The 20660-nt window shown below is 70.7% G+C and carries 18 protein-coding genes and 1 pseudogene; 11 read left to right on the top strand and 8 right to left on the bottom strand.

Annotated elements, in window-relative coordinates:
- Window positions 1–29: 29 nt before the first annotated feature.
- Complete coding sequence (locus G6N37_RS25140; protein WP_163684163.1) at window positions 30–1037, top strand: VWA domain-containing protein; 1008 nt, start codon at window positions 30–32, stop codon at window positions 1035–1037.
- Window positions 1038–1041: 4 nt separating this feature from the next.
- Here the strand turns inward: G6N37_RS25140 and G6N37_RS25145 are convergent, their stop codons facing one another.
- Genes G6N37_RS25145 through G6N37_RS25155 form a run of 3 tightly spaced genes read right to left on the bottom strand, consistent with a single transcriptional unit; the run spans window position 1042 to window position 4313 of the window.
- Entirely contained in the window at window positions 1042–2025 is a 984-nt protein-coding gene (locus G6N37_RS25145; RefSeq protein WP_163684165.1) for a VWA domain-containing protein, read from the bottom strand.
- A 53-nt stretch (window positions 2026–2078) separates the two neighbouring features.
- A complete protein-coding gene (gene satS, locus G6N37_RS25150) occupies window positions 2079–3404 on the bottom strand; it encodes a protein export chaperone SatS (RefSeq protein WP_163684166.1) in 1326 nt (441 codons plus the stop codon).
- Between the two features lie 48 nt (window positions 3405–3452).
- Window positions 3453–4313: an alkaline phosphatase family protein gene (locus G6N37_RS25155; RefSeq protein ID WP_372514740.1), complete on the bottom strand. Its 861-nt coding sequence runs from the start codon at window positions 4311–4313 to the stop codon at window positions 3453–3455.
- A gap of 135 nt (window positions 4314–4448) precedes the next feature.
- On the opposite strand from G6N37_RS25155, the gene upp reads away from it, so the two are divergent.
- Window positions 4449–5072: a uracil phosphoribosyltransferase gene (gene upp / locus G6N37_RS25160; RefSeq protein ID WP_163684169.1), complete on the top strand. Its 624-nt coding sequence runs from the start codon at window positions 4449–4451 to the stop codon at window positions 5070–5072.
- A 5-nt stretch (window positions 5073–5077) separates the two neighbouring features.
- Here upp and G6N37_RS25165 read toward each other — a convergent pair.
- Both G6N37_RS25165 and G6N37_RS25170 read right to left on the bottom strand, forming a co-directional pair.
- Window positions 5078–6716 (bottom strand): annotated as a pseudogene (locus G6N37_RS25165) (phospho-sugar mutase).
- Window positions 6717–7523 (bottom strand): purine-nucleoside phosphorylase, encoded by an 807-nt coding sequence (locus tag G6N37_RS25170; protein WP_163684170.1) that lies wholly within the window; start codon window positions 7521–7523, stop codon window positions 6717–6719. It lies immediately after the preceding pseudogene.
- Between the two features lie 56 nt (window positions 7524–7579).
- On the opposite strand from G6N37_RS25170, the gene G6N37_RS25175 reads away from it, so the two are divergent.
- Genes G6N37_RS25175 through G6N37_RS25185 form a run of 3 tightly spaced genes read left to right on the top strand, consistent with a single transcriptional unit; the run spans window position 7580 to window position 10637 of the window.
- Entirely contained in the window at window positions 7580–8245 is a 666-nt protein-coding gene (locus G6N37_RS25175) for a cutinase family protein (protein WP_163684172.1), read from the top strand.
- Window positions 8246–8280: 35 nt separating this feature from the next.
- Window positions 8281–9462, top strand: a complete 1182-nt coding sequence (locus G6N37_RS25180; protein WP_163684174.1) for a M20 family metallopeptidase — start codon at window positions 8281–8283, stop codon at window positions 9460–9462.
- Window positions 9459–10637 carry an amidohydrolase gene (locus tag G6N37_RS25185; protein WP_163684176.1) on the top strand — a complete coding sequence of 393 codons (1179 nt, stop codon included), beginning with the start codon at window positions 9459–9461 and terminating at the stop codon, window positions 10635–10637. Before G6N37_RS25180 ends, G6N37_RS25185 begins: the two co-directional genes overlap by 4 nt.
- A 215-nt stretch (window positions 10638–10852) precedes the next feature.
- Here the strand turns inward: G6N37_RS25185 and G6N37_RS25190 are convergent, their stop codons facing one another.
- Complete coding sequence (locus G6N37_RS25190) at window positions 10853–11332, bottom strand: gamma-glutamylcyclotransferase (protein ID WP_163684178.1); 480 nt, start codon at window positions 11330–11332, stop codon at window positions 10853–10855.
- 136 nt (window positions 11333–11468) lie between these two features.
- On the opposite strand from G6N37_RS25190, the gene G6N37_RS25195 reads away from it, so the two are divergent.
- The 4 genes from G6N37_RS25195 to G6N37_RS25210 all read left to right on the top strand — a co-directional run bounded on the left by G6N37_RS25195 (window position 11469) and on the right by G6N37_RS25210 (window position 17091).
- Window positions 11469–12884, top strand: a complete 1416-nt coding sequence (locus G6N37_RS25195) for an NAD(P)H-quinone dehydrogenase (RefSeq protein WP_163684180.1) — start codon at window positions 11469–11471, stop codon at window positions 12882–12884.
- Window positions 12885–12950: 66 nt separating this feature from the next.
- Window positions 12951–14708: a glycerol-3-phosphate dehydrogenase/oxidase gene (locus G6N37_RS25200; RefSeq protein ID WP_163684182.1), complete on the top strand. Its 1758-nt coding sequence runs from the start codon at window positions 12951–12953 to the stop codon at window positions 14706–14708.
- Window positions 14705–15565 (top strand): pseudouridine synthase, encoded by an 861-nt coding sequence (locus G6N37_RS25205; RefSeq protein WP_163684183.1) that lies wholly within the window; start codon window positions 14705–14707, stop codon window positions 15563–15565. The genes G6N37_RS25200 and G6N37_RS25205 overlap by 4 nt, the downstream gene beginning before the upstream one ends.
- Before the next feature lie 35 nt (window positions 15566–15600).
- Entirely contained in the window at window positions 15601–17091 is a 1491-nt protein-coding gene (locus tag G6N37_RS25210) for an HNH endonuclease signature motif containing protein (protein ID WP_163684185.1), read from the top strand.
- A gap of 19 nt (window positions 17092–17110) precedes the next feature.
- Here the strand turns inward: G6N37_RS25210 and G6N37_RS25215 are convergent, their stop codons facing one another.
- Window positions 17111–18421, bottom strand: coding sequence for an adenylate/guanylate cyclase domain-containing protein (locus tag G6N37_RS25215; protein ID WP_163684187.1), 1311 nt, complete (start codon window positions 18419–18421; stop codon window positions 17111–17113).
- 9 nt (window positions 18422–18430) lie between these two features.
- On the bottom strand, window positions 18431–18721 hold the full coding sequence (locus G6N37_RS25220) for a CDGP domain-containing protein (RefSeq protein WP_163684189.1): 291 nt from the start codon (window positions 18719–18721) through the stop codon (window positions 18431–18433).
- Between the two features lie 167 nt (window positions 18722–18888).
- Here G6N37_RS25220 and G6N37_RS25225 point away from each other — a divergent pair, with 167 nt between their 5' ends.
- Window positions 18889–19245, top strand: a complete 357-nt coding sequence (locus G6N37_RS25225; protein ID WP_163684191.1) for a hypothetical protein — start codon at window positions 18889–18891, stop codon at window positions 19243–19245.
- Between the two features lie 214 nt (window positions 19246–19459).
- Entirely contained in the window at window positions 19460–20599 is a 1140-nt protein-coding gene (locus G6N37_RS25230) for a PPE family protein (protein WP_163684194.1), read from the top strand.
- Window positions 20600–20660: the final 61 nt, after the last annotated feature.

Below are 20660 nucleotides of genomic sequence, written 5' to 3' on the forward strand. Positions count from 1 at the left end.
TCCACAGTTGCCGCATAGTGTGGCTGGACATGAAGTTGCCCCTGCTGGGCCCCGTGTCCGTCACCGGCTTCCAGAACGCGTGGTTCTTCCTGGTCTTGCTCGTCGTTCTGCTGGTCCTGGGCATCTACGTCGTGCTGCAGTTCGCCCGGCGCCGGCGCGTGCTGCGCTTCGCCAACATGGAGGTGCTGGAGCGGGTCGCACCGGCGCATCCCAGCCGGTGGCGGCACGTGCCCACGATCCTGCTGGCCACCTCGCTGGTGCTGCTGACCACCGCGATGGCGGGGCCGACCTCCGACGTCCGGATCCCGCTGAACCGGGCGGTCGTCATGCTGGTCATCGACGTCTCGGAGTCCATGGCCTCCACCGACGTCGCACCCGACCGGCTGACCGCCGCCAAGGTGGCCGGCAAGCAGTTCGCCGACGAGCTCACCCCCGCGATCAACCTGGGGCTGGTGGAGTTCGCCGCCAACGCCTCGCTGCTGGTCTCGCCGACGACCAACCGTGCGGCGGTGAAGGCGGCGATCGACAGCCTCAAGCCGGCGCCCAAGACCGCGACCGGCGAAGGACTGTTCACCGCGCTGCAGGCCATCGCGACGGTGGGCTCGGTGATGGGGGGCGGGGACGGCCCGCCGCCCGCGCGCATCGTGCTGGAGTCCGACGGCGCCGAGAACGTGCCGCTGGACCCCAACGCGCCGCAGGGCGCGTTCACCGCCGCCCGCGCCGCCAAGGCCGAGGGGGTGCAGATCTCGACGATCTCCTTCGGGACGCCCTACGGCACCGTCGAGTACGAGGGCGCCACCATCCCGGTTCCCGTCGACGATCAGACGCTGCAGAAGATCTGCGAGATCACCGACGGCCAGGCGTTCCACGCCGACAGCCTGGAGTCGCTGAAGACCGTCTATGCGACCCTGCAGCGGCAGATCGGCTACGAGACCGTCAAGGGCGACGCCAGCCTGGCCTGGATGCTGCTGGGCGCCGTCGCCATGGCCGGCGCAGTCCTGGCGGGCCTGTTCCTGAACCGCCGGCTGCCCTCCTGAGCGCTCAGACCGGCAGCCGCCGGTTGATCAGCAGGGCCAGCGCCGTCGCGATCAGCGCGGCCAGCACGCCCAGGCGCAGCCACCCGGCGCTGCCCGGTCCCGGCACGATGCGGTAGCCGATGTCCTTCTCGATGGCGTTGTAGCTCTTGTTCAGCTCGGCGATGTTGCCGGCGGTGTAGGACTGCCCGCCGGACAGTTTGGCGACCATCTTCATCTGGTCCGTCGAGACCGGGACGGCGACCCGCTGCCCGTCCATCTCGATCTCGCCCGTCTTGGTGCCGAACGAGATCGTCGAGATGGGCACCCCCTCGTCCCGGGCCAGCCGCGCCGCGGTGTAGACCCCGTCGTGCGGGTCGCTGGGGTTCGACGGCTTGTTCTCCCCGCCGTCGGAGAGCAGCACGATACGGGCCGGGGGCGGGGTGTCGCCGCCCGTGATGGCGGTGGCGCTGACCGCGTGCAGGGCGGTGAAGATGGCTTCGCCGGTGGCGGTGCTGTCGGCGAAGTCAAGCTTCTTGAGCGCGTCGATGGTCGCCTGGTGCTGCGGGGTCGGCGGCACCAGCAGGTACGGCGTGCCCGCGAAGCCGACCAGCCCGAGGTTGATGCCCGGCGTCAGCTGACTGGCGAACTGGCCGGCCGCCTCCTCGGCGGCCTTGAGCCGGTTGGGTGGGACGTCGGTTGCCCGCATGGACTGCGACATGTCGATGACGAGCACGATGACCGCCCGGTTGCGCGGGATCCGCATGTCATGGGTGGGCGTGGCCAGCGCGATGGTCAACAGGGTCAGGCTGAGCAATGACACCGCGATCGGGATGTGCCGCGTCGGCGACTGCGGCACGTCCGCCTCGGTGAAGCGGCGCAGCCGGCGGCGGCGGCGGGCCTGAACCAGGACGTAGACCGCGAGCAGAGCCAGCGGGAGCAGGCCGAACAACAGCATTCCCGGGCGTTGAAAGCCGTACAGCGGTAGCGGGCCTATCCCGGGAAGCGACACCCGCCAGTAAAGAGGAGACTTCCGGGCCCGTCAAACGGGGAGCCGCTCCCGCCCTACTCGCGCCTGAGCCGCCCGTCGACGAATTGCTCGAGGTTCTCCCATTCCCGTACCGCCGGGGCGTACGGGGCGGAGGGCTTGCCGACGGAGCCGGGCTCGAGCACGTAGGCCACGAGCTTGCCCAGCGGCCGGCCCGGCTCGAGCGCCTTGTCGACCGTGCCCTCTTCCGAGTAGTCGCCGATGTCGCGGAGCAGCTCGACGGCCAGGTCCAGCTGGTCGCGGTCGACGGCGCCCGGCCCGTCGGCGATGTCGTCGGCCAGCCCGCTGAGCACGTAGATGTTGTCCTCGGTCACCTTGACTTCCAGCGACCCGTCGGTGGCGGCGGTGCGGATGTCGTCGTAGGTGCTCAAGTCGGCCAAGTCGTGGTCGTGCTCATCGGCGAGATAGCGGGCCAGCGCGCGCTCCGAGCTGAACACGCTGATTCGCCCGTTGCGGCCCAGGAAGATCGGGCGGTCGTCCAGGTAGCACCGCAGCGTGAAGAAGGTGCCCGAACTCGTCATGATCCGAATCGGGTCGATGCCCACCTGCAGCCAGAAATCCTCGTCGCTGCCCAGGATGACGGTGTCGCCGGCCGCGCGCGATTCCTCCTCGTCTTCCTCGTCTTCCTCGCCTTCGTCGTCGGCCTCCGCGGACTCCTCGGCTTCCGCGTCGAGGTCCTCGTCGGCCTCCGCGACGGCTTCGGTGTCCTGCGCGTCGTCCTCCTCGGGCTCCTCGGGCTCCTCGGGCTCCTCGGCGAGCTCGTCGGCCGCCTTGGCTGACAGTTTGTCGTCGACCTCGGGGGTGGTGGCGATGTCGTCGATCGCGCCGAGCACGTCGTCCCAGCTGCGCCCGATGACCTCGCCGATCGCGTTCCAGCGCTTGAGGCCGGCCTTGCCGGTGAAGTGGTCGATCCCGCCCGACACCGTGCCCAGCGTGGGGTTGCCGTTGAAGAACTTCAGCACCGCCGCGAGCTCGCACACCGATCCGATGGACGAGACGAGCGCCAGCGTGCGGGCCAGCTCGGTCACCGACTCCTCGGTCGGCTTCTCCGACACCAGCTCCTCGACCGCGACCAGATCGAACTGCTTGTCCTCGGCCGGGGAGAACTTGTGCGCGTGCGCCGCGGTCAGGTCCTTCCACGCCGGGTGATCGACCAGGTCGTTGTCGGTATCGGAGCGCACGAACGCGACCAGGTCGGCGACGGAGGTGAAGACGTACAGGTCCTCGTCCTTGCCCAGGAACGCCTCCCACTCGTCGCCGGCGTCGCGCCAGCGGGGTGCCCACACGGTGTAGCGGTCACCGTCGGACAGGCTCAGGCGGATGGGCACGAGGTCAGCAGCCATGCGGCACACAATAGCGACGGCCCGGGGAGGTGCCCGCCGTCGGGACACCTAGCCCCAGATATCGGTGATCGGCGGCGCACCGGCCGCGTAGCCGGTTTTGGGCAGCCCGTACATCTCCTCGATCGTGGACAGCACGTTGTAGTGGTTGATCTGTTCGGCGTAATTGCCGGGACGGACGTGGGCGCCGTAGAACACCGTGGGGATCTGGTTGCGGGTGCCGCCGTCGTCCTCGTCGAACGTCACGATCAGCAAGCTGTTGTTGGCCGCCGCCCAGTTGGCGTAGCCCGACAGCTGACGGTTCAGCCAGGCGTCGGCCTGCGCGATGGAGCCGTCGTGCATGTTGTTGTCGTTGTTGGGGATGACGAACGACACGGTGGGCAGTCCGGCGTAGTTACCCATCGGGAACGCCGAGAACGGCAGGGAGTTCGCGGGTGGCACGTTGGCGAAGTTGGCCCAGGGCACGTGCTTGCGCGCGTACTTGCCGGCGGTGCACGCCGGCGAGCCGACCGCGGGCAGGCCTTCGGCGAAGCCGGCGAACGTGTAACCCGCGGCCAGCAATTCGGAACCCAGGTTGGGGGCGGCGCCGGCGTTGACCGGGCACAGGTCTCTGGTCACCCCGAAGGTGCTGCCGGCGAACAGCGCCAGGTAATTCGGCTCGCTGGGGTGTGTTTCGGCGAACGACTGGGTCATGTTGGCGCCGCCGGCGGCCAGCGCGGTGAGGAAGGGGGCCGACTTGTTGCCGATGATGCCGTTTTCGGAGTGGTTCTCCTCGACCACGATCACGATGTGCGCCGGCTGTGGAATGGCCGAAGCCACCAGGCCTATCCGCGAGGTGAGCGGGCCGGCCGCCAGTCCCACCAGGGCCAGCGCGCCGAGCAGCCGCAGGACTCGAAATGCGCTGCCCGTCAATCCTGTTGAACCCGTGACTCCGCTCAGCACCAAGGGAGCATAGGCGTGCAGCCGGCGCGGCGGCGGCGCCGACGCGGGCGGCTTCGGCGGGGCGTTAACGAATTGCGGCCGGATCGTTATATAGGGTCGAACACCGTGGAGGTGCGCGTTGTCGATCACCCGCTGGCGGTCGCCCGGCTGACGACGATGCGCGACAAACACACCGACAACGACGGTTTCCGGGCCGCGTTGCGGGATCTGACCGCGATGCTGATCTACGAGGCCACGCGGGACGCGCCCCGGGAGACGTTTCCGGTCCACACGCCGCTGGCCGAGACGCTGGGGGTGCGACTGGCGAAGCCGCCCCTGCTGGTGCCGGTGTTGCGGGCCGGGCTGGGCATGGTCGATCAGGCGCTTGCGCTGCTGCCGCAGGCCCGGGTCGGGTTCGTCGGTGTCGCGCGCAACGAGGAAACCCATCAGGCGAGTGGGTATTTCGAGTCGCTGCCCGACGACCTTTCCGGCCTGCCGGTGCTGGTCCTGGATCCGATGCTGGCCACGGGTGGATCGGTGAAGTACACGCTCGGCCTGCTGCTGGAGCGCGGCGCAACCGACATCACGGTGTTGTGCGCGGTGGCCGCGCCCGAAGGCGTTGCCGTGCTTGAGAAGACGGTGCCCGAGGCGCGTCTGTTCACCGTGGCGGTCGACGACGGACTCAACGAGAACGCCTATATCGTGCCGGGTCTCGGCGACGCCGGCGACCGTCAGTACGGGCCCCGCTAGCGCGCCTACAGGCCGCGCGCCGCGGACACCAGCTGCTCGCGCAACGCGCCGGCCCGCTGCCGCGCCTCGCCCAGGTCGCCGGTCACCGCGCAGCGAACCTCGATGTAGCACTTCAACTTCGGCTCGGTCCCGGACGGCCGCACCACCAGCCTGACCGACGTGTCGTCGGCACCGCCGGCGAAGATCAACGCGTCGGTGATGTCGGTGACGGTCGCGGCGTACCCGGCCAGCGTTTGCGGTGGCGTCGCCCGCAGCCGCCGCATCAGTTCGGCGGCCTCGGCGGCGCCGGCGACGCGACGCGACACCGCCGCGACGTCGTGCACGCCGTATTGCCGGGCGAGGTCGTCGAGCGCGTCGGCCACCGAACGGCCCTGGTCCTTCAGCGCGGCCACCAGATCGCACACCAGCACCGCGGCGCTGATGCCGTCCTTGTCGCGCACGGCGTCCGGGTCGACACAGTGCCCGATCGCCTCCTCGTAGGCGTACACCAGGGTGGCGCCGGGCACGTTCCCGTCGGCCCGCGCCAGCCACTTGAAGCCGGTGAGGGTTTGGTCAAACCCTCGAGCGCGGCTGCGATCGCGGCGCGTACCCGCCGGGGACGCACGCGACGTGGGTGGCTCCGCGGTGACGCGCGATCGCCGCCAGCATTCGCGACGACACCACGGTGCTGGCGACCACCGCCGTCCGGGGATCGGCGACCCGAGACAAGATGTAATCGCCTAGCAGCCAACCGGTTTCGTCTCCCGAGAGCATCCGCCATCCCGGCCCGGTGGGGATGGCGACCGCGCACCGGTCGGCGTCGGGATCCAGCGCGATCGCGACGTCGGCCCCGACGTCCGCGGCCAGCGCGAGCAGCGCGTCCGTGGCGCCGTGCTCCTCGGGATTCGGGAAGGCCACGGTGGGGAAGTCGGGGTCGGGCGCGAACTGGGCTCCGACGGTGTGCACCTGCCCAAAGCCCGCGCGCTGCAACGCTTCCACGGCCACAACGCCGCCCACCCCGTGCAGCGGGGTGAGGGCCACCCGCGCCGAACCGGTGGCGCGACGCACCCCGGCGGCCCGCGCGATGTAGCGCTCGACCAGATCGGTGACGGCGGGTTCCACCGGGGCCCGGCCGATTTCGTCGGCCGGGGGAGCCGCGGCCATCGCGGCCTCGATCTCGCGGTCGGTGGGGGAGACGATCTGGGTGCCGCCGTCGGCGTAGACCTTGTAGCCGTTGTCGGTCGGCGGGTTGTGCGAGGCGGTGATCTGTATCCCGGCGGCGGCGCCGGTGTGGCGCACGGCGAACGCGACCACCGGCGTGGGGACCGGACCGGGCAGCAGCTGCACCGAAAAGCCCTGGGCAGCAAGCACTTCAGCGGTGACGGTGGCGAAGACCGCGGAGCCGTGCCGGGAGTCGCGCCCGACGATCACGTGCGCGCCGGCCAGGCCCCGCCCACCCAGCACCTGAGCCACCGCCCAGGTCACGCGCGACACCACCGCCACGTTCATCGCGTCGGGCCCGCCGCGCACCGGGCCGCGGAGGCCCGCGGTGCCGAACACGAGGGGGTGGGCAAAGCGCGCGGCGAGCTCGTCGGGCCCGCACGCGGCGAGCTCGGCGGCCGTGGCGGGGTCGGGGTCGTGCGCGATCCACTCCTCGGGCGTCATCTACAACCGGGCCAGGACGTCGGCCAGCAGCGCGCCCATCCGGCTGGCCGACGCGGCGCCGGCGGCGAGCACCTCGGCGTGGCTCAGCGGCTCACCGCCGATCCCCGCGGCCAGGTTGGTCACCAGCGAGATCCCCAGCACCTCGGCGCCGGCCGCCCGGGCCGCGATGGTCTCGTGCACGGTCGACATGCCGACCAGGTCGGCGCCCAGCAGCCGCAGCATCCGCACCTCGGCCGGCGTCTCGTAGTGCGGCCCCGGCAGGCCGGCGTAGACACCCTCGGTCAGGTCGGGGTCGACGAGGCGCGCGAGCTCGCGCAGCCGCGGTGCGTACGCGTCGGTCAGGTCGACGAACTGCGGGCCGACCAACGGCGACCGCGCGGTCAGGTTGAGGTGGTCGCTGATCAGCACCGGCCGGCCGACCGCCATGTCGGGCCGCAGACCGCCGGCCGCGTTGGTGAGCACGACGATGCGCGCCCCGGCCGCGCAGGCCGCCCGCACCGGGTGCACCACATGGCACAGGTCGTGGCCCTCGTAGGCGTGCACCCGGCCGACCAGCACCAGCACGCGGCGCTCGCCGACGCGCGTCGACAACAGCTCACCGGTGTGCCCCACGGCGGTGGGCGGCGCGAAGCCGGGGACGTCGGCCTGCGGCAGCACGGCGGTCGGAACGCCGAGCGCGTCCGCTGCGGGGCGCCACCCCGAGCCGAGGACGACGGCGACGTCATGCTGGGGTGCGCCGGTGCGTTCGGCGATGAATTGCGCCGCCCGCCGAGCCAGGTCGTCGGGGTCGGTCGGGGGTTCGGCCACGGCCATCGACCTTAGCCCTGCGCAGGTGCCCGCCGGAATATGTGAAAATCTGCCGCATGAGTCTTCGTAGGTGGCCGGTAGTCGGCCTGGCCGTCGCCGTTGCGGCGGCGGTGTTTTCGATCACCAGCGGCGCGGTGCCGACGGCGCGGGCCGACGGGTGCCCCGACGTCCAGCTGATCTTCGCCCGCGGCACCGCCGAGCCGCCCGGCCTGGGGGTCGCCGGGGACGCGCTGCTCGACGCGCTGCGGCCGGCCCTCGGCTCGCGCAGCGTCGACGCCTACCCGGTGAACTACCCGGCCAGCTACAACTTCCTGCAGACCGCCGACGCTGCCAATGACGCCCGCGATCACATCGCCCAGATGGTCGACCAGTGCCCGGCGACCAAGCTGGTGCTCGGCGGCTTCTCGCAGGGCGCCGCCGCGGTGTCGATGCTGGCGGGGGTGCCGCCGCTGGGCGAGCGCATCGGCAACTTCGGGTCGGCCCCCGCGCTGGACCCCGGCCTGGCCAACAAGGTCGCGGCGGTGGCGGTGTTCGGCAACCCCGGCAACCGGTTCAACACGCCGCTTTCCACCGCGGGCCAGTTCGCCGGCCGCGCCATCGACATCTGCAGCCCCGGTGATCCGGTGTGCGTGGTCGGGGGTCGGGACCGGGAAGCCCACCACGATTACGGTGTGGCGCCCTACCCCGGACAGGCGGCGGGATTCATCGCCGGGCTGGTATAGCCCGGGCCTCACGGTCGCGGTGGGATACTGCGAGAATGCCCACCACCGCATTGGACAACGTCGAGGATGTCGTGCGGCGACGTGGCTCCGACCTGGTTGAGCTGTCCCACGCCATCCACGCCGAGCCCGAGCTGGCGTTCGCCGAGTATCGCAGCTGCGCCAAGGCCCAGGCGCTGGTCGCCGAGCGCGGTTTCGAGATCACCGCGCAGGCCGGTGGCCTGGCGACCGCGTTTCGCGCCGACTTCGGCAGCGGGCCGCTGACCGTCGGGATATGCGCCGAATACGACGCGCTGCCCGAGATCGGACACGCCTGCGGTCACAACATCATCGCCGCATCGGCTGTGGGCACCGCGCTGGCGCTGGCCGACGTGGCCGACGACTTGGGCCTGCGGGTGGCGCTGATCGGTACCCCCGCCGAAGAGATGGGCGGCGGCAAGGCGCTGCTGCTGCAGGCCGGGGTTTTCGATGACGTCGCCGCGGCGGTGATGCTGCATCCCGGACCGGCCGACATCGCGGCGGCCCGCTCGCTGGCGCTGTCGGAGGCGACCGTGCACTACCGTGGCAAGGAATCCCACGCCGCCGTCGCGCCGCATCTGGGGATCAACGCCGCCGACGCCGTAACCGTCGCGCAGGTGGCCGTCGGGCTGTTGCGGCAGCAGCTGGCCCCCGGCCAACTGGTGCACGGCATCGTCACCGATGGCGGCCAGGCGGTCAACGTCATCCCCGGGCACGCGACGCTGGAGTATGCGATGCGGGCGTTCGAGTCGGATTCGCTGAGACAGCTGGAGGGCAGGATGTACGCGTGCTTCGCCGCGGGCGCGTTGGCCACCGGCTGCGAGTACGAGATCGGCAACCCGGCACCCGCTTACGACGAACTCACGCCCGACGAATGGCTGGCCGACGTCTTCCGCGACGAGATGCGCCGGCTCGGCCGCGAGCCGGTGGCCCGCGAGTTCGAGGCGGCGCTGCCCATGGGCAGCACCGACATGGGCAACGTGACGCACGTGCTGCCGGGGATCCATCCGGTGGTCGGGGTCGACGCCGGCGGCGCCACGGTTCACCAGCGCGCGTTCGCCACGGCCGCCGCCGGCCCCAGCGGCGACCGCGCCGTCGTCGAGGGTGCGATCATGCTGGCCCGCACGGTGGTCCAGCTGGCCCAGACGCCCGCCGAACGCGACCGCGTGCTGGCCGCGCGGGAACGGCGGGCGTCCGCATGAGCCTGCCCGACGCCGCCACCTCCTGGCTGGCCGCACACCACGACGACCTGGTCGAATGGCGCCGGCACATCCACCGCTACCCCGAGCTGGGGCGGCAGGAGTACGCCACCACCCAGTTCGTCGCCGAGCGGTTGGCCGACGCCGGGCTCAACCCCAAGGTGCTGCCCGGCGGCACCGGGCTGGTCTGCGACCTGGGCCCCGAACACGAGCCGAGGATCGCGCTGCGGGCCGACATGGACGCGTTGCCGATGGCCGAGCGGACCGGCGCGCCCTACACCTCCACCATGCCCAACGTCGCGCACGCCTGCGGGCATGACGCCCACACCGCGATCCTGCTCGGCACCGCGCTCACCCTGGCGTCGGTGCCCGAGCTGCCGGTCGGAGTGCGGCTGATCTTCCAGGCCGCCGAGGAGCTGATGCCCGGGGGCGCGATCGACGCCATCGCCGCAGGCGCGATCTCCGGAGTGTCGCGGATCTTCGCCCTGCACTGCGACCCCCGGCTGCTGGTCGGCCAGATCGCGGTCCGGCACGGCCCCATCACCTCGGCGGCCGACCAGATCGAGATCACGCTGCACTCCCCGGGCGGGCACACCTCGCGCCCCCACCTGACCGCGGACCTGGTCTACGGCCTCGGCACGCTGATCACCGGGCTGCCCGGGGTGCTGTCGCGCCGCATCGACCCGCGCAACGGCACCGTGCTGGTGTGGGGGGCGGTCAACGCCGGGGTGGCCGCCAACGCCATCCCGCAGAGCGGGGTGCTGGGCGGCACGGTCCGCACCGCGAGCCGGCAGACGTGGGTCGGCCTCGAGGAGATCATCCGGGAGACGGTGTCGGCGCTGCTGGCGCCGCTGGGCATCGACCACACGCTGCAGTACCGGCGCGGCGTGCCGCCGGTGGTCAACGAGGACGTCTCGACGCGCATCCTCACCCATGCGATCGAGGCCATCGGCCCGGACGCGCTGGCCGATACCCGCCAGTCCGGCGGGGGCGAGGACTTCTCGTGGTACCTCGAGGAGATCCCCGGCGCGATGGCGCGCCTGGGGGTCTGGTCGGGGCAGGGGCCGCAGCTGGACCTGCACCAGCCGACGTTCGACCTCGACGAGCGGGCCCTGGCGATCGGGCTGCGCGTGATGGTCAACATCGTCGAGCAGTCGGCCGCGTTCTCCTCGGCCTAGGGCGTCCCGCCGCGAGCGTGCGTGTTTGCACGGCGACGCGCCGGATTGACCGGTGCCCATCGTCGCCGAAGATGTCAGACATCGGCGCCACGAACTCCTCGGCCGACTCAACACGTATCTGCGCCGGGCCGCCTGAAGCCAGGCGAAGGTGCGTACATTGCCGGGCGTGCCGGCGTGTCGTCGTACAAACACGCACGCCGGCGGCAACGGGCTCCCTAGGAGCCGGTTCCCGGACCGACGTTGTGGGCCGGCCGGGTACGCAGGTCATGCACGTAATCCGCCGGGGCCCCGGCGACTTCGGCCGCATCGGCCATCACACCGAGATAGCGCGCCGACGGCAGGCCGCCCTCCCAGGCGTCGAGCACGTAAAGCCACGCCAGCACGGGGTCGGTGGTGGTGTCCGACGAGATGCGTTCCACCCGGCAGCGGATCTTCTTGTGGACGCCGAACTCCGAGCCCTCCCACCGGTCGAGGTTCTTCTCGTCGGCCGGGGTCATGTCGTACAGGACGACGAACACCTTGCAGTTCGGGTCTTCGACGACGGTGGCCAGCGCGCCCTCCCAGCCGATGTCCTCGCCGCCGAACGTCAGCCGCCAGCCGTGCAGCCAGCCGGTTCCGGCCATCGGCGAATGGGGTGCGCGCTCGAGCATCTGCTCAGGATCCATGTTCGACCCGTAGGCGGCGTAGAGCGGCACGGGGAAATCTTAGACGTCACCCGCACGAGCGGTCGTGTCCCAAGGGTTCCGCCGCGCTGTCTGATGGCGCGGTTGCTCCTCACGCCGCGCTGCGCCGCGCTGCAGGGTGCCCGGTCTCCCCGCTAGGTTGGGGGCTGTGGCGACCCGCATCGTGATCCTCGGTGGCGGCCCCGCCGGTTACGAAGCCGCGCTGGTGGCCGCCACCTCCCACCCCGACACCACGCACGTCACCGTGATCGACTCCGACGGGATCGGCGGCGCGGCGGTGCTGGACGACTGCGTGCCGTCCAAGACGTTCATCGCCTCGACGTGGCTGCGCACCGAGCTGCGCCGGGCGCCGCGGCTGGGGTTGGACATCGACATCGACGACGCCAAGATCTCGCTGCCGCAGATCCACGCCCGGGTCAAGCAACTGGCCACGGAGCAGTCGGCCGACATCACCGAACAGCTGCTCAGCGTGGGCGTGCACGTGGTCGCCGGGCACGGCGAGCTGATCGACCCGACGCCCGGGCTGGCCTGCCACCGCGTCAGGGCGACCGCGGCCGACGGCACCGTCAGCGAGTACGAGGCCGACGTCGTGCTGATCGCGACCGGCGCCAGCCCTCGTGTCCTGCCCTCGGCCCAGCCGGACGGCGAGCGCATCCTGACCTGGCGGCAGCTCTACAACCTGGAGGCGCTGCCCGAGCACCTCGTCGTGGTCGGGTCGGGCGTCACCGGCGCCGAGTTCGTGCACGCCTACACCGAGCTGGGCGTGCCGGTGACGGTGGTAGCCAGCCGGGACCGGGTGCTGCCCTACGAGGACGCCGACGCGGCGCTGGTCCTGGAGGAGGCGTTCTCCGAACGAGGCGTCCAGTTGGTCAAGAACGCCCGCGCGCAGTCGGTCACCCGCACCGACGGCGGCGTGCTGGTCACCCTGGCCGACGGGCGCACCGTCGAGGGCAGTCACGCCCTGATGACCATCGGGTCGGTCCCCAACACCGGTGGCCTCGGCCTGGACCGGGTCGGCATCGAGCTGGGCCGCGGCGGCTACCTGACCGTGGACCGGGTGTCGCGGACCTCGGTGGCCGGCATCTACGCCGCGGGGGACTGCACCGGCTTGCTGCCCCTGGCGTCGGTGGCCGCCATGCAGGGCCGGATCGCGATGTATCACGCGCTGGGCGAGGGCGTCAGCCCGATTCGGTTGCGCACGGTGGCGGCGACGGTGTTCACCCGGCCGGAGATCGCGGCCGTCGGCGTGCCGCAGACGATGATCGACGACGGTTCGGTGTCGGCCCGCACGATCATGCTGCCGCTGCGGACCAACGCGCGGGCCAAGATGTCCGGGCTGCGACAGGGTTTCGTGAAGATGTTCTGCCGCAAGTCCACCGGTGTGGTCATCGGCGGCGTGGTGGTGGCCCCGATCGCCTCCGAATTGATCCTGCCGATCGCGGTGGCCGTCCAAAACCGCATCACCGTGACCGAGCTGGCGCAGACGCTCGCCGTTTATCCGTCGCTGTCCGGGTCCATCACCGAGGCCGCTCGTCGGCTGATGGCCCACGACGATCTGGACTAGCCTTGGTTCGACACCGTCCTACTGGCGAGTAACCGACAGGAGTTTCCCGGTGAGGAGTCCTCTGCCGTGAGCAACCCGATACAGGCGCCCGACAGCGCACAGACCTGGGCGGCTTCCACGTTGGGACCCCGGCAGCGCGCGTTGGCGTGGGAACGACTGGGTGCCGAGCAGTTCGACGTCGTCGTCATCGGCGGCGGCGTGGTGGGCTCCGGTTGCGCGTTGGACGCCGCCACCCGCGGGCTCAAGGTGGCGCTGGTCGAGGCGCGCGATTTCGCGTCGGGCACGTCGAGCCGCTCGTCGAAGATGTTCCACGGCGGGCTGCGCTATCTCGAGCAGCTGGAGTTCGGGCTGGTGCGCGAGGCGCTCTACGAGCGGGAGCTGTCGCTGACCACCCTGGCGCCGCATCTGGTCAAGCCGATGCCGTTCCTGTTCCCCCTGACCAATCGCCTGTGGGAGCGTCCCTATGTCGCCGCGGGGATCTTTCTCTACGACCGGATGGGCGGGGCGAAATCCGTTCCCGCGCAAAAGCATCTGACCCGGGCCGGCGCGTTGCGGCTGAGCCCTGGCCTCAAGCGCAGCGCGCTGATCGGCGGTATCCGCTACTACGACACCGTCGTCGACGACGCCCGGCACACCATGACCGTCGCCCGCACCGCCGCCCACTACGGCGCGGTGGTGCGGACCTCCACCCAGGTGGTCGCGATGCTGCGCGAGGGCGACCGGGTGACCGGCGTGCGGGTCCGCGACTCCGAGAACGGCGCCGTCACCGAAGTTCGCGGCCACGTCGTCGTCAACGCGACGGGGGTGTGGACCGACGAGATTCAGGCGTTGTCCAAGCAGCGCGGCCGGTTTCAGGTGCGGGCGTCCAAGGGCGTGCACGTGGTGGTGCCGCGTGACCGCATCGTCAGCGACGTCGCCATCATTTTGCGCACCGAGAAGTCGGTGATGTTCGTCATCCCGTGGGGGACCCACTGGATCATCGGCACCACCGACACCGACTGGAACCTGGACCTGGCCCACCCCGCGGCCACCAAGGCCGACATCGACTACATCCTGCAGACGGTCAACACCGTGCTCGCCATCCCGCTCACCCACGCCGACATCGACGGGGTGTACGCCGGGCTGCGGCCGCTGCTGGCGGGGGAGAGCGAGGAGACCTCCAAGCTGTCCCGCGAGCACGCCGTGGCGGTCCCCGCGCCGGGCCTGGTGGCCATCGCCGGCGGCAAGTACACCACCTATCGGGTCATGGCCGCCGACGCGATCGACGCCGCGGCCCAGTTCGTCCCGGCCCGGGTGGCGCCGTCCATCACCGAGAAGGTCAGCCTGCTGGGCGCCGACGGTTATTTCGCGCTGGTCAATCAGGCGGAACACGTTGCGGCGCTTCAGGGTTTGCATCCGTACCGGGTGCGGCACCTGCTGGACCGCTACGGCTCGCTGATCGGCGACGTGCTGGGTTTGGCGGCCGGCAACGCCGACCTGCTCAACCCGATCAAGGAGGCGCCGGGCTACCTCAGGGTGGAGGCGCTGTACGCGGTCACCGCCGAGGGGGCGCTGCACCTGGAGGACATCCTGGCCCGCCGGATGCGCATCTCCATCGAGTACTCGCACCGCGGCGTCGACTGCGCCCGCGAGGTCGCCGACGTGGTCGCGCCCGTGCTGGGGTGGAGCGCCGCGGACGTCGAGCGTGAGGTGGCCAACTACTCCGCGCGGGTGGAGGCCGAGGTCTTGTCGCAGGCCCAGCCCGACGACGTGTCGGCGGACGAGTTGCGGGCCAGCGCCCCGGAGGCGCGCGCCGAGATCCTCGAACCGGTACCCCTCAATTGAGGCCTGCGCCGCTTCCGGTGCGGGACGGGCTCGGCCCGGCGCGGGTGCGGCTGCGTGGCGGGCCGGTGCTGGACGAGCTGACCGACCGGTTCGGCGCGCCGGCGCGGGTGAAGGTCCTGGCCGGGGAGGTGGTCGACGCCGACGGCGCGGTGGTCGACGAGGCCACGGTGCTTGGTGCCGGGTCCCTCGTCTACCTGTATCGGGAACTGCCCGACGAGGTGCCCGTGCCGTTCGAGATCACGGTGCTTCATCGCGACGCGGACATCGTGGTGGTCGACAAGCCGCACTTTCTGGCGACCATGCCCCGCGGCCGGCACGTGGCGCAGACGGCGCTGGTGCGGCTGCGCCGGGAGCTGGGCCTGCCCGAGCTGAGCCCGGCCCATCGGCTCGACCGGCTGACCGCCGGCGTGCTGCTGTTCACGGTGCGCCGCGACGTGCGCGGCGCCTATCAGACCCTGTTCTCCCGCGGGTTGGTGCGTAAGACGTATCTGGCGCGCGCGGCCGTCGACCCCGCCCTGGTGTTGCCGCGCGCGGTGCGCAGCCGGATCGTCAAGCGGCGCGGGGTTCTGCAGGCCGCCTGCGAACCGGGCGCCCCCAACGCGGAGACGCTGGTGGAGCTCGTCTGCCCGGACGGCCTGTACCGGCTGACCCCACGCACCGGGCGCACCCATCAGCTGCGTGTGCACATGGCCGCGCTGGGCGTGCCGATCGACGGGGATCCGTTGTACCCCAACGTTATCGACGTGCCACCCGGAGACTTCAGCACGCCGTTGCGGTTGCTGGCGCAGCGCATCGAGTTCGACGATCCGGTGACGGGCGCTCGGCGTGAGTTCGTCAGCCGTCGAACGCTGGACTGAACTTTTTGTCGGACCGTGGTGGCATGATCGAACCTATGTTCGATTCGAGGGTGTCGTCGGCGGGGGTGATCGCGGAGTTCGATGAGCTCTTTGAGCGGCGGTATCCGTCGACGACGGCGCAGTCGGCGGGGCTGCTGGAGCGGATCGGCTGTTTTGCGCGGGTGGAGAATCGGGCGGTGGCCGCGCAGTTGGCGGCGATCGGGGAGTTGTTTGCCTATCGGCTCTCGCGGTGTGGTGAGACCGAGGATTGGGCTATCGATACCGAGGCGGCGGTGGCCGCTGAGGTGGCTGCGCAGTTGCGGATCGGTCAGGGGTTGGCGGCCAGCCGGGTGCGTTATGCGCGGGCGCTGCGTGAGCGGTTGCCGCGGGTGGCCGAGGTGTTCGCGGCCGGGGACATCGATTTTCGGATGGTGGCGACGCTGGTGTTTCGCACCGATTTGATCACCGACCCTGAGGTGGTGGCGGCCGTGGATGCGCGGTTGGCCGCGCAGGTGGGGCGTTGGCCGTCGCTGACCCCGGCCCGGCTGGCGGCGCGGGTGGACAAGGTGGTGGCGGGCGCGGACGCCGATGCGGTGCGCCGGCGTCGGGACCGCGCGGCGGGGCGCGAGGTGTGGATCGGTGAGATGGGTGAGGGGTTGGCGCGCATCGAGGGCGTGGTGTGCAGCCCGGATGCGGCCGCCCTGGACAACCGGCTGGATGCGCTGGCGGGCACGGTGTGCGCCCACGATCCGCGCAGCCACCAGCAGCGCCGCGCCGATGCCCTGGGCGCGTTGGCCGCCGGGGCCCAGCGGCTGGGCTGCCGCTGCGGGCGCCCGGATTGCGCGGCCGGTGACCGGGCGCCCGCCGGCCCGGTGGTGATCCATGTCATCGCCGAACAGGCCACGCTCGAGGGCGGCGGCGGCGCCCCGGGCTGCCAGCTGGGGGCCGAGGGGTTGATCCCCCCCGAGTTGCTCGCCGAGTTGGCCGGCGCGGCCACGCTGGTGCCGCTGGTCCACCCCGGCGACGCCCCACCCGAGCCCGGGTATGTGCCCTCTGCGGCGTTGGCCGATTTCGTGCGGTGCCGGGATCTGACCTGCCGCTGGCCGGGCTGTGATCACCCGGCGGTGTCCTGCGACCTCGACCACACCCTCCCCTCTGCTCTGGGTGGGCCCACCCACGCGGGCAACCTCAAATGCTTGTGCCGCACCCATCATCTGGTGAAAACCTTCTGGGGCTGGCAGGACAAACAGCTGCCCGACGGCACCCTGATCTGGACCTCCCCGGCCGGGCACACCTATGTCACCACCCCGGGCAGTGCGCTGCTGTTCCCCAGCCTGAGCCGGGCCGTGGGCGGCATGCCCGCCCCCGAAGCCGACCCCCCGCAGGACTTCTGCGCCGGGCGCACCGCGATGATGCCGCGCCGGCGCCGCACCCGCACCCAGGACCGCGCCACCCGCACCGCCACCGAACGCCGACACAACCGCCAGGCCCGCCAACCCGCCCCGGTCACCACAGCCGACCCCGACCACGACCCCCCGCCCTTCTGACGGCCGGCCGTCGTCGATTTCAAGCGGAAGCGACACCGAAGAGGCGCCACTGCCCGGGCACGCCCTTGAGTGCGTGAGCGCCACGGTCCTCGAACTCGAGTCCTGATCCGATCACGAGGTCGCGCAGCGTGCTGGACACCAGTACGTCGTTCGGCCCCGCCAGCGCGCTCACTCGTGCGCCGATGTGCACCGCGATCCCACCGATGTCGTCACCGCGGACCTCGCACTCGCCGGTGTGCAAACCGGCGCGCACCTCGATGCCCAGCGCGTGCACCGCGTCACGAATCGCCATGGCGCAGCGGATCGCTCGCTGCGGGCCGTCGAACGTCGCGAGAAAGCCGTCGCCGGACGTGTTCACCTCACGGCCACGGAAGCGGTTGAGTTGTGACCGCACGATGGCATCGTGGGCATCGAGCAACGCGCGCCACTCACGGTCGCCCATCGCTACGGCGCGCCGCGTCGAGTCCACGATGTCGGTGAACAGCACGGTGGCGAGAACGCGGTCGTCGGCCACGTCGGGCTGCTCGCCGGTAAGGAACTTGGCGATCTCCTGGAAGGACTCGCGCCATGGTTCGACGACGTGGTAGAAGTTGCGCCCCGGAATCTCAACGAATTTCGCGCCCTCGATGAGATCGGCGACTTCCTTGCCCTTCTCCGGCGGTAGGAACGGATCGTCGCGGTGATGCACCACGAGGGTGGGTACGCGGACGGTCGGAAGGATCGCAAGCGCGCTCACCTCGGAGACGAGCGGCAACATGAGCTCGGCGGTTCGCGGGCTCGCCGCCAGGCGCTCGTGCCGCGCCCAGGCGGCGCGGATTTCCTCGTTCCACGGCATGTCCGGATTGATCAGATGTTCCAATTCGCCGGTTCCCCACAGGACCGGAGCAACAGTGGCGAGTCCATCCATCAGCTCGGTGCGCACTGTCGCGTCTATCGTGCTTTCGAGCAAGACGAGCGCGGTGGTGCGGGACGGATGCGTGGCCGCGAACAACGCCGAGGTAGGGGATGCGCCGGCGTATGTGACCAGAACTGCTTCCGGGATGTCGAGGGCGTCGAGCACCGCGGTGATGCTGTCGGCCCATTGCTCCAAGGTCGGCAGCGCGCCCGGCTCGACCGGATCGGACGCCCCGCTGCCCGGCTGGTCGAAGAGGATCAATCGACCCAGCGACGTCATCGCTTCCATCCAGCCCCGAACGCCAGGCAGCTCGGGGAAGACCTCGCAGTTGGTGAACCAGTTCGGCACGAAAACGATGTCGCGCTCACCGTCGCCCGCCGTGCGATAGGCGACGCGCAAGTCCCCGTTCATCGCGTACCGCGTCTCCGAGAACACGGCGAGGGCTCAGCCGTCGATGTGCGTCGGCGGGTCGGCGAAGGTGAAATCCGAAGGGGGGCGGCCGGGACCCATCACGTCGCAGTGCCCGTCGGGCACGAGGTAGGAACTGGCGCCGTTGGGGATCAACCGGGCGACTGCCACGCAACGTTGCCAGGTGCCGTCGGGCTGGACGGGCCCATCGCACCTGCTGAGAACCCCTCCTCCGTACTGGCAGCCGGCCCCGGCCGGTGGCGCCGAGGCGACCAGCTCTGCGGCCATCAGCAGGGCGGCCACTCCTGCGACGACGCCGCGCTTCATGGTTGCCTCCCGTCACCTCGCCGCTGGGGGCGGTGCCGAGCGCATGTGGTGCCAACGCCGTCGACAACCCAGCCAGCAACCTTTGACGCTACCGCCTTTGTGGGATCGGTAGCGAACCTTTTGTGGTCTGCTGATTGACGTAGTCCACATCGGAAAGGCGCGAGGCAATGTCGCACAATCGCAAGCTCGGGAAGGTTATTGCCGGGGCGCTGCTGGCCGGCGGCATGGCGGCGGCCGGTGTGGGGCTCGTCGCCGGCGCCGCCCAGGCGGAGCCCGGCGCCGCGCCGCAATTCAATCGCCCACTGCCCGTCGACAACTTCACGGTCCCGCACGACTGGTGCCCCGGGCAGCCGCTGCCGATGCCCGATGTGCGTTGGGACATGGGCGTCTGCCACCACTGGTATTGGGTCCCCGTCGGGGGCATGGGCAACGTCGGCCAATTCGTGTGGGAAGGAGACGCGCCGCGTCGCCCACTGGGCCCGCCGCCCTGCTACGGAGCCCCCATCTGCCTGCCGGGCCTGTAGCCGGCATCGAAGGCATGGCCGCCTGAAAAGGGCCAGGTCGGTAAATACTTTGGTTACCCTAACGACACGGGTATATCGTTCGTCACATCCGGGACTCGACGGGGAAGGATATGGGGGGCACCCTGGGGGGGAATGCGTAATGTTTCCTGCGACTTTGCAACCTGGTAAACGAAATTTTCCGGCCGCGTACTCGGCGTAGACAATGTGAGATGTGATGGACTTATTCGCGCCACCCGAGGTCACCTCGACGCTCATCCACTCCGGACCGGGAGCGGGTTCGCTGATCGAGGCCGCCGGCGCGTGGCAGCAGCTGGCCGTCGAGCTGGAGAACTCGGTGGCGGGCTATGCGTCGTCCCTGTCGACGCTCATCGAGTCCTGGGACGGCCCGTCCTCGATGGCGATGCTGCAGGCCGTGCAGCCGTATCTCATCTGGCTGCGCACCACCGCACAGCAGGCCCAGCAAATGGCCACCTCGGCGGAGGCCGCGGCGACGGCATTCGCCGCCGTCCGCTCGGCGGTGGTCACTCCCGCGCAGGTGACCGCCAATCGGACGCGGCTGGCGCAACTGCTGGCCACCAACCGGTTTGGCCAGAACACGGCGGCGATCGCCGCGACCCAAGCCGAATACCAGACCATGTGGGCCAACAACTCGGCGGCGATGACGCAGTATCAGGCGGCCACGAACCAGACCACGAGCCAGCTGTCCCAATTCAATTCGCCCATGGCCGTCACCGACCCGGCGGCGTCGATCAACCAAAACGCCGCGGTGTCCAATGCTTCCTTGCTCAGCACGGCCTCGAGCACGGGGAACGCCATCGACCAGCTCGGGGTCACCCCCTTCGACCCCAACGCCGGTTGGTTCAGCTATTTCAGCACCTGGGGCAACCAGTTCATCTCGTCCGGCTTCCCGATCAACATGCTCAGCTACCTGGCGCAGAACACCTCGGCCCAGGCGCTGCAGGGCGTGGGCAGCGACATCGGCCTGGGCCTCTCGGAGGGCGAGGGGGCACTGGCGTCGTCGGTGACCAGGCTGGCAAGTGCCCTACAAGCCGCTCCCGGGGGGGCGGCCACGGGGGCGATGGGGGTCGGGGTTTCGCTGGGCAAGCTGACCGCGCCGCCCGCAGTGGTGGGGCTGCTCCCGGCGACCCAGACGCCGGTGCAACTCGCCTCCTCGGTGTCGCCCCTGCCGGCCGACGCCGGGCTGACCGGGATGCCGCTGATGCCGATGATGGCGCCTGCGACGAATTCGGCGGGCAGCGGGTGGCGCAAGCGCAAGCAGCAGAAGTTCGAGGACCTTGAATACGGGGCGGAACTCCCGAAGAAGGTGATTCACCGACCGCCAAGCGGGGGATGAGAGCCGATGACGGTCCCTCACTACTCCGGAAGTCGAATTTCGTCGCCGGATAGGTCAATGG

It is taken from the genome of Mycobacterium seoulense, assembly GCF_010731595.1.
GTDB classification, from domain to species: Bacteria; Actinomycetota; Actinomycetes; order Mycobacteriales; family Mycobacteriaceae; genus Mycobacterium; species Mycobacterium seoulense.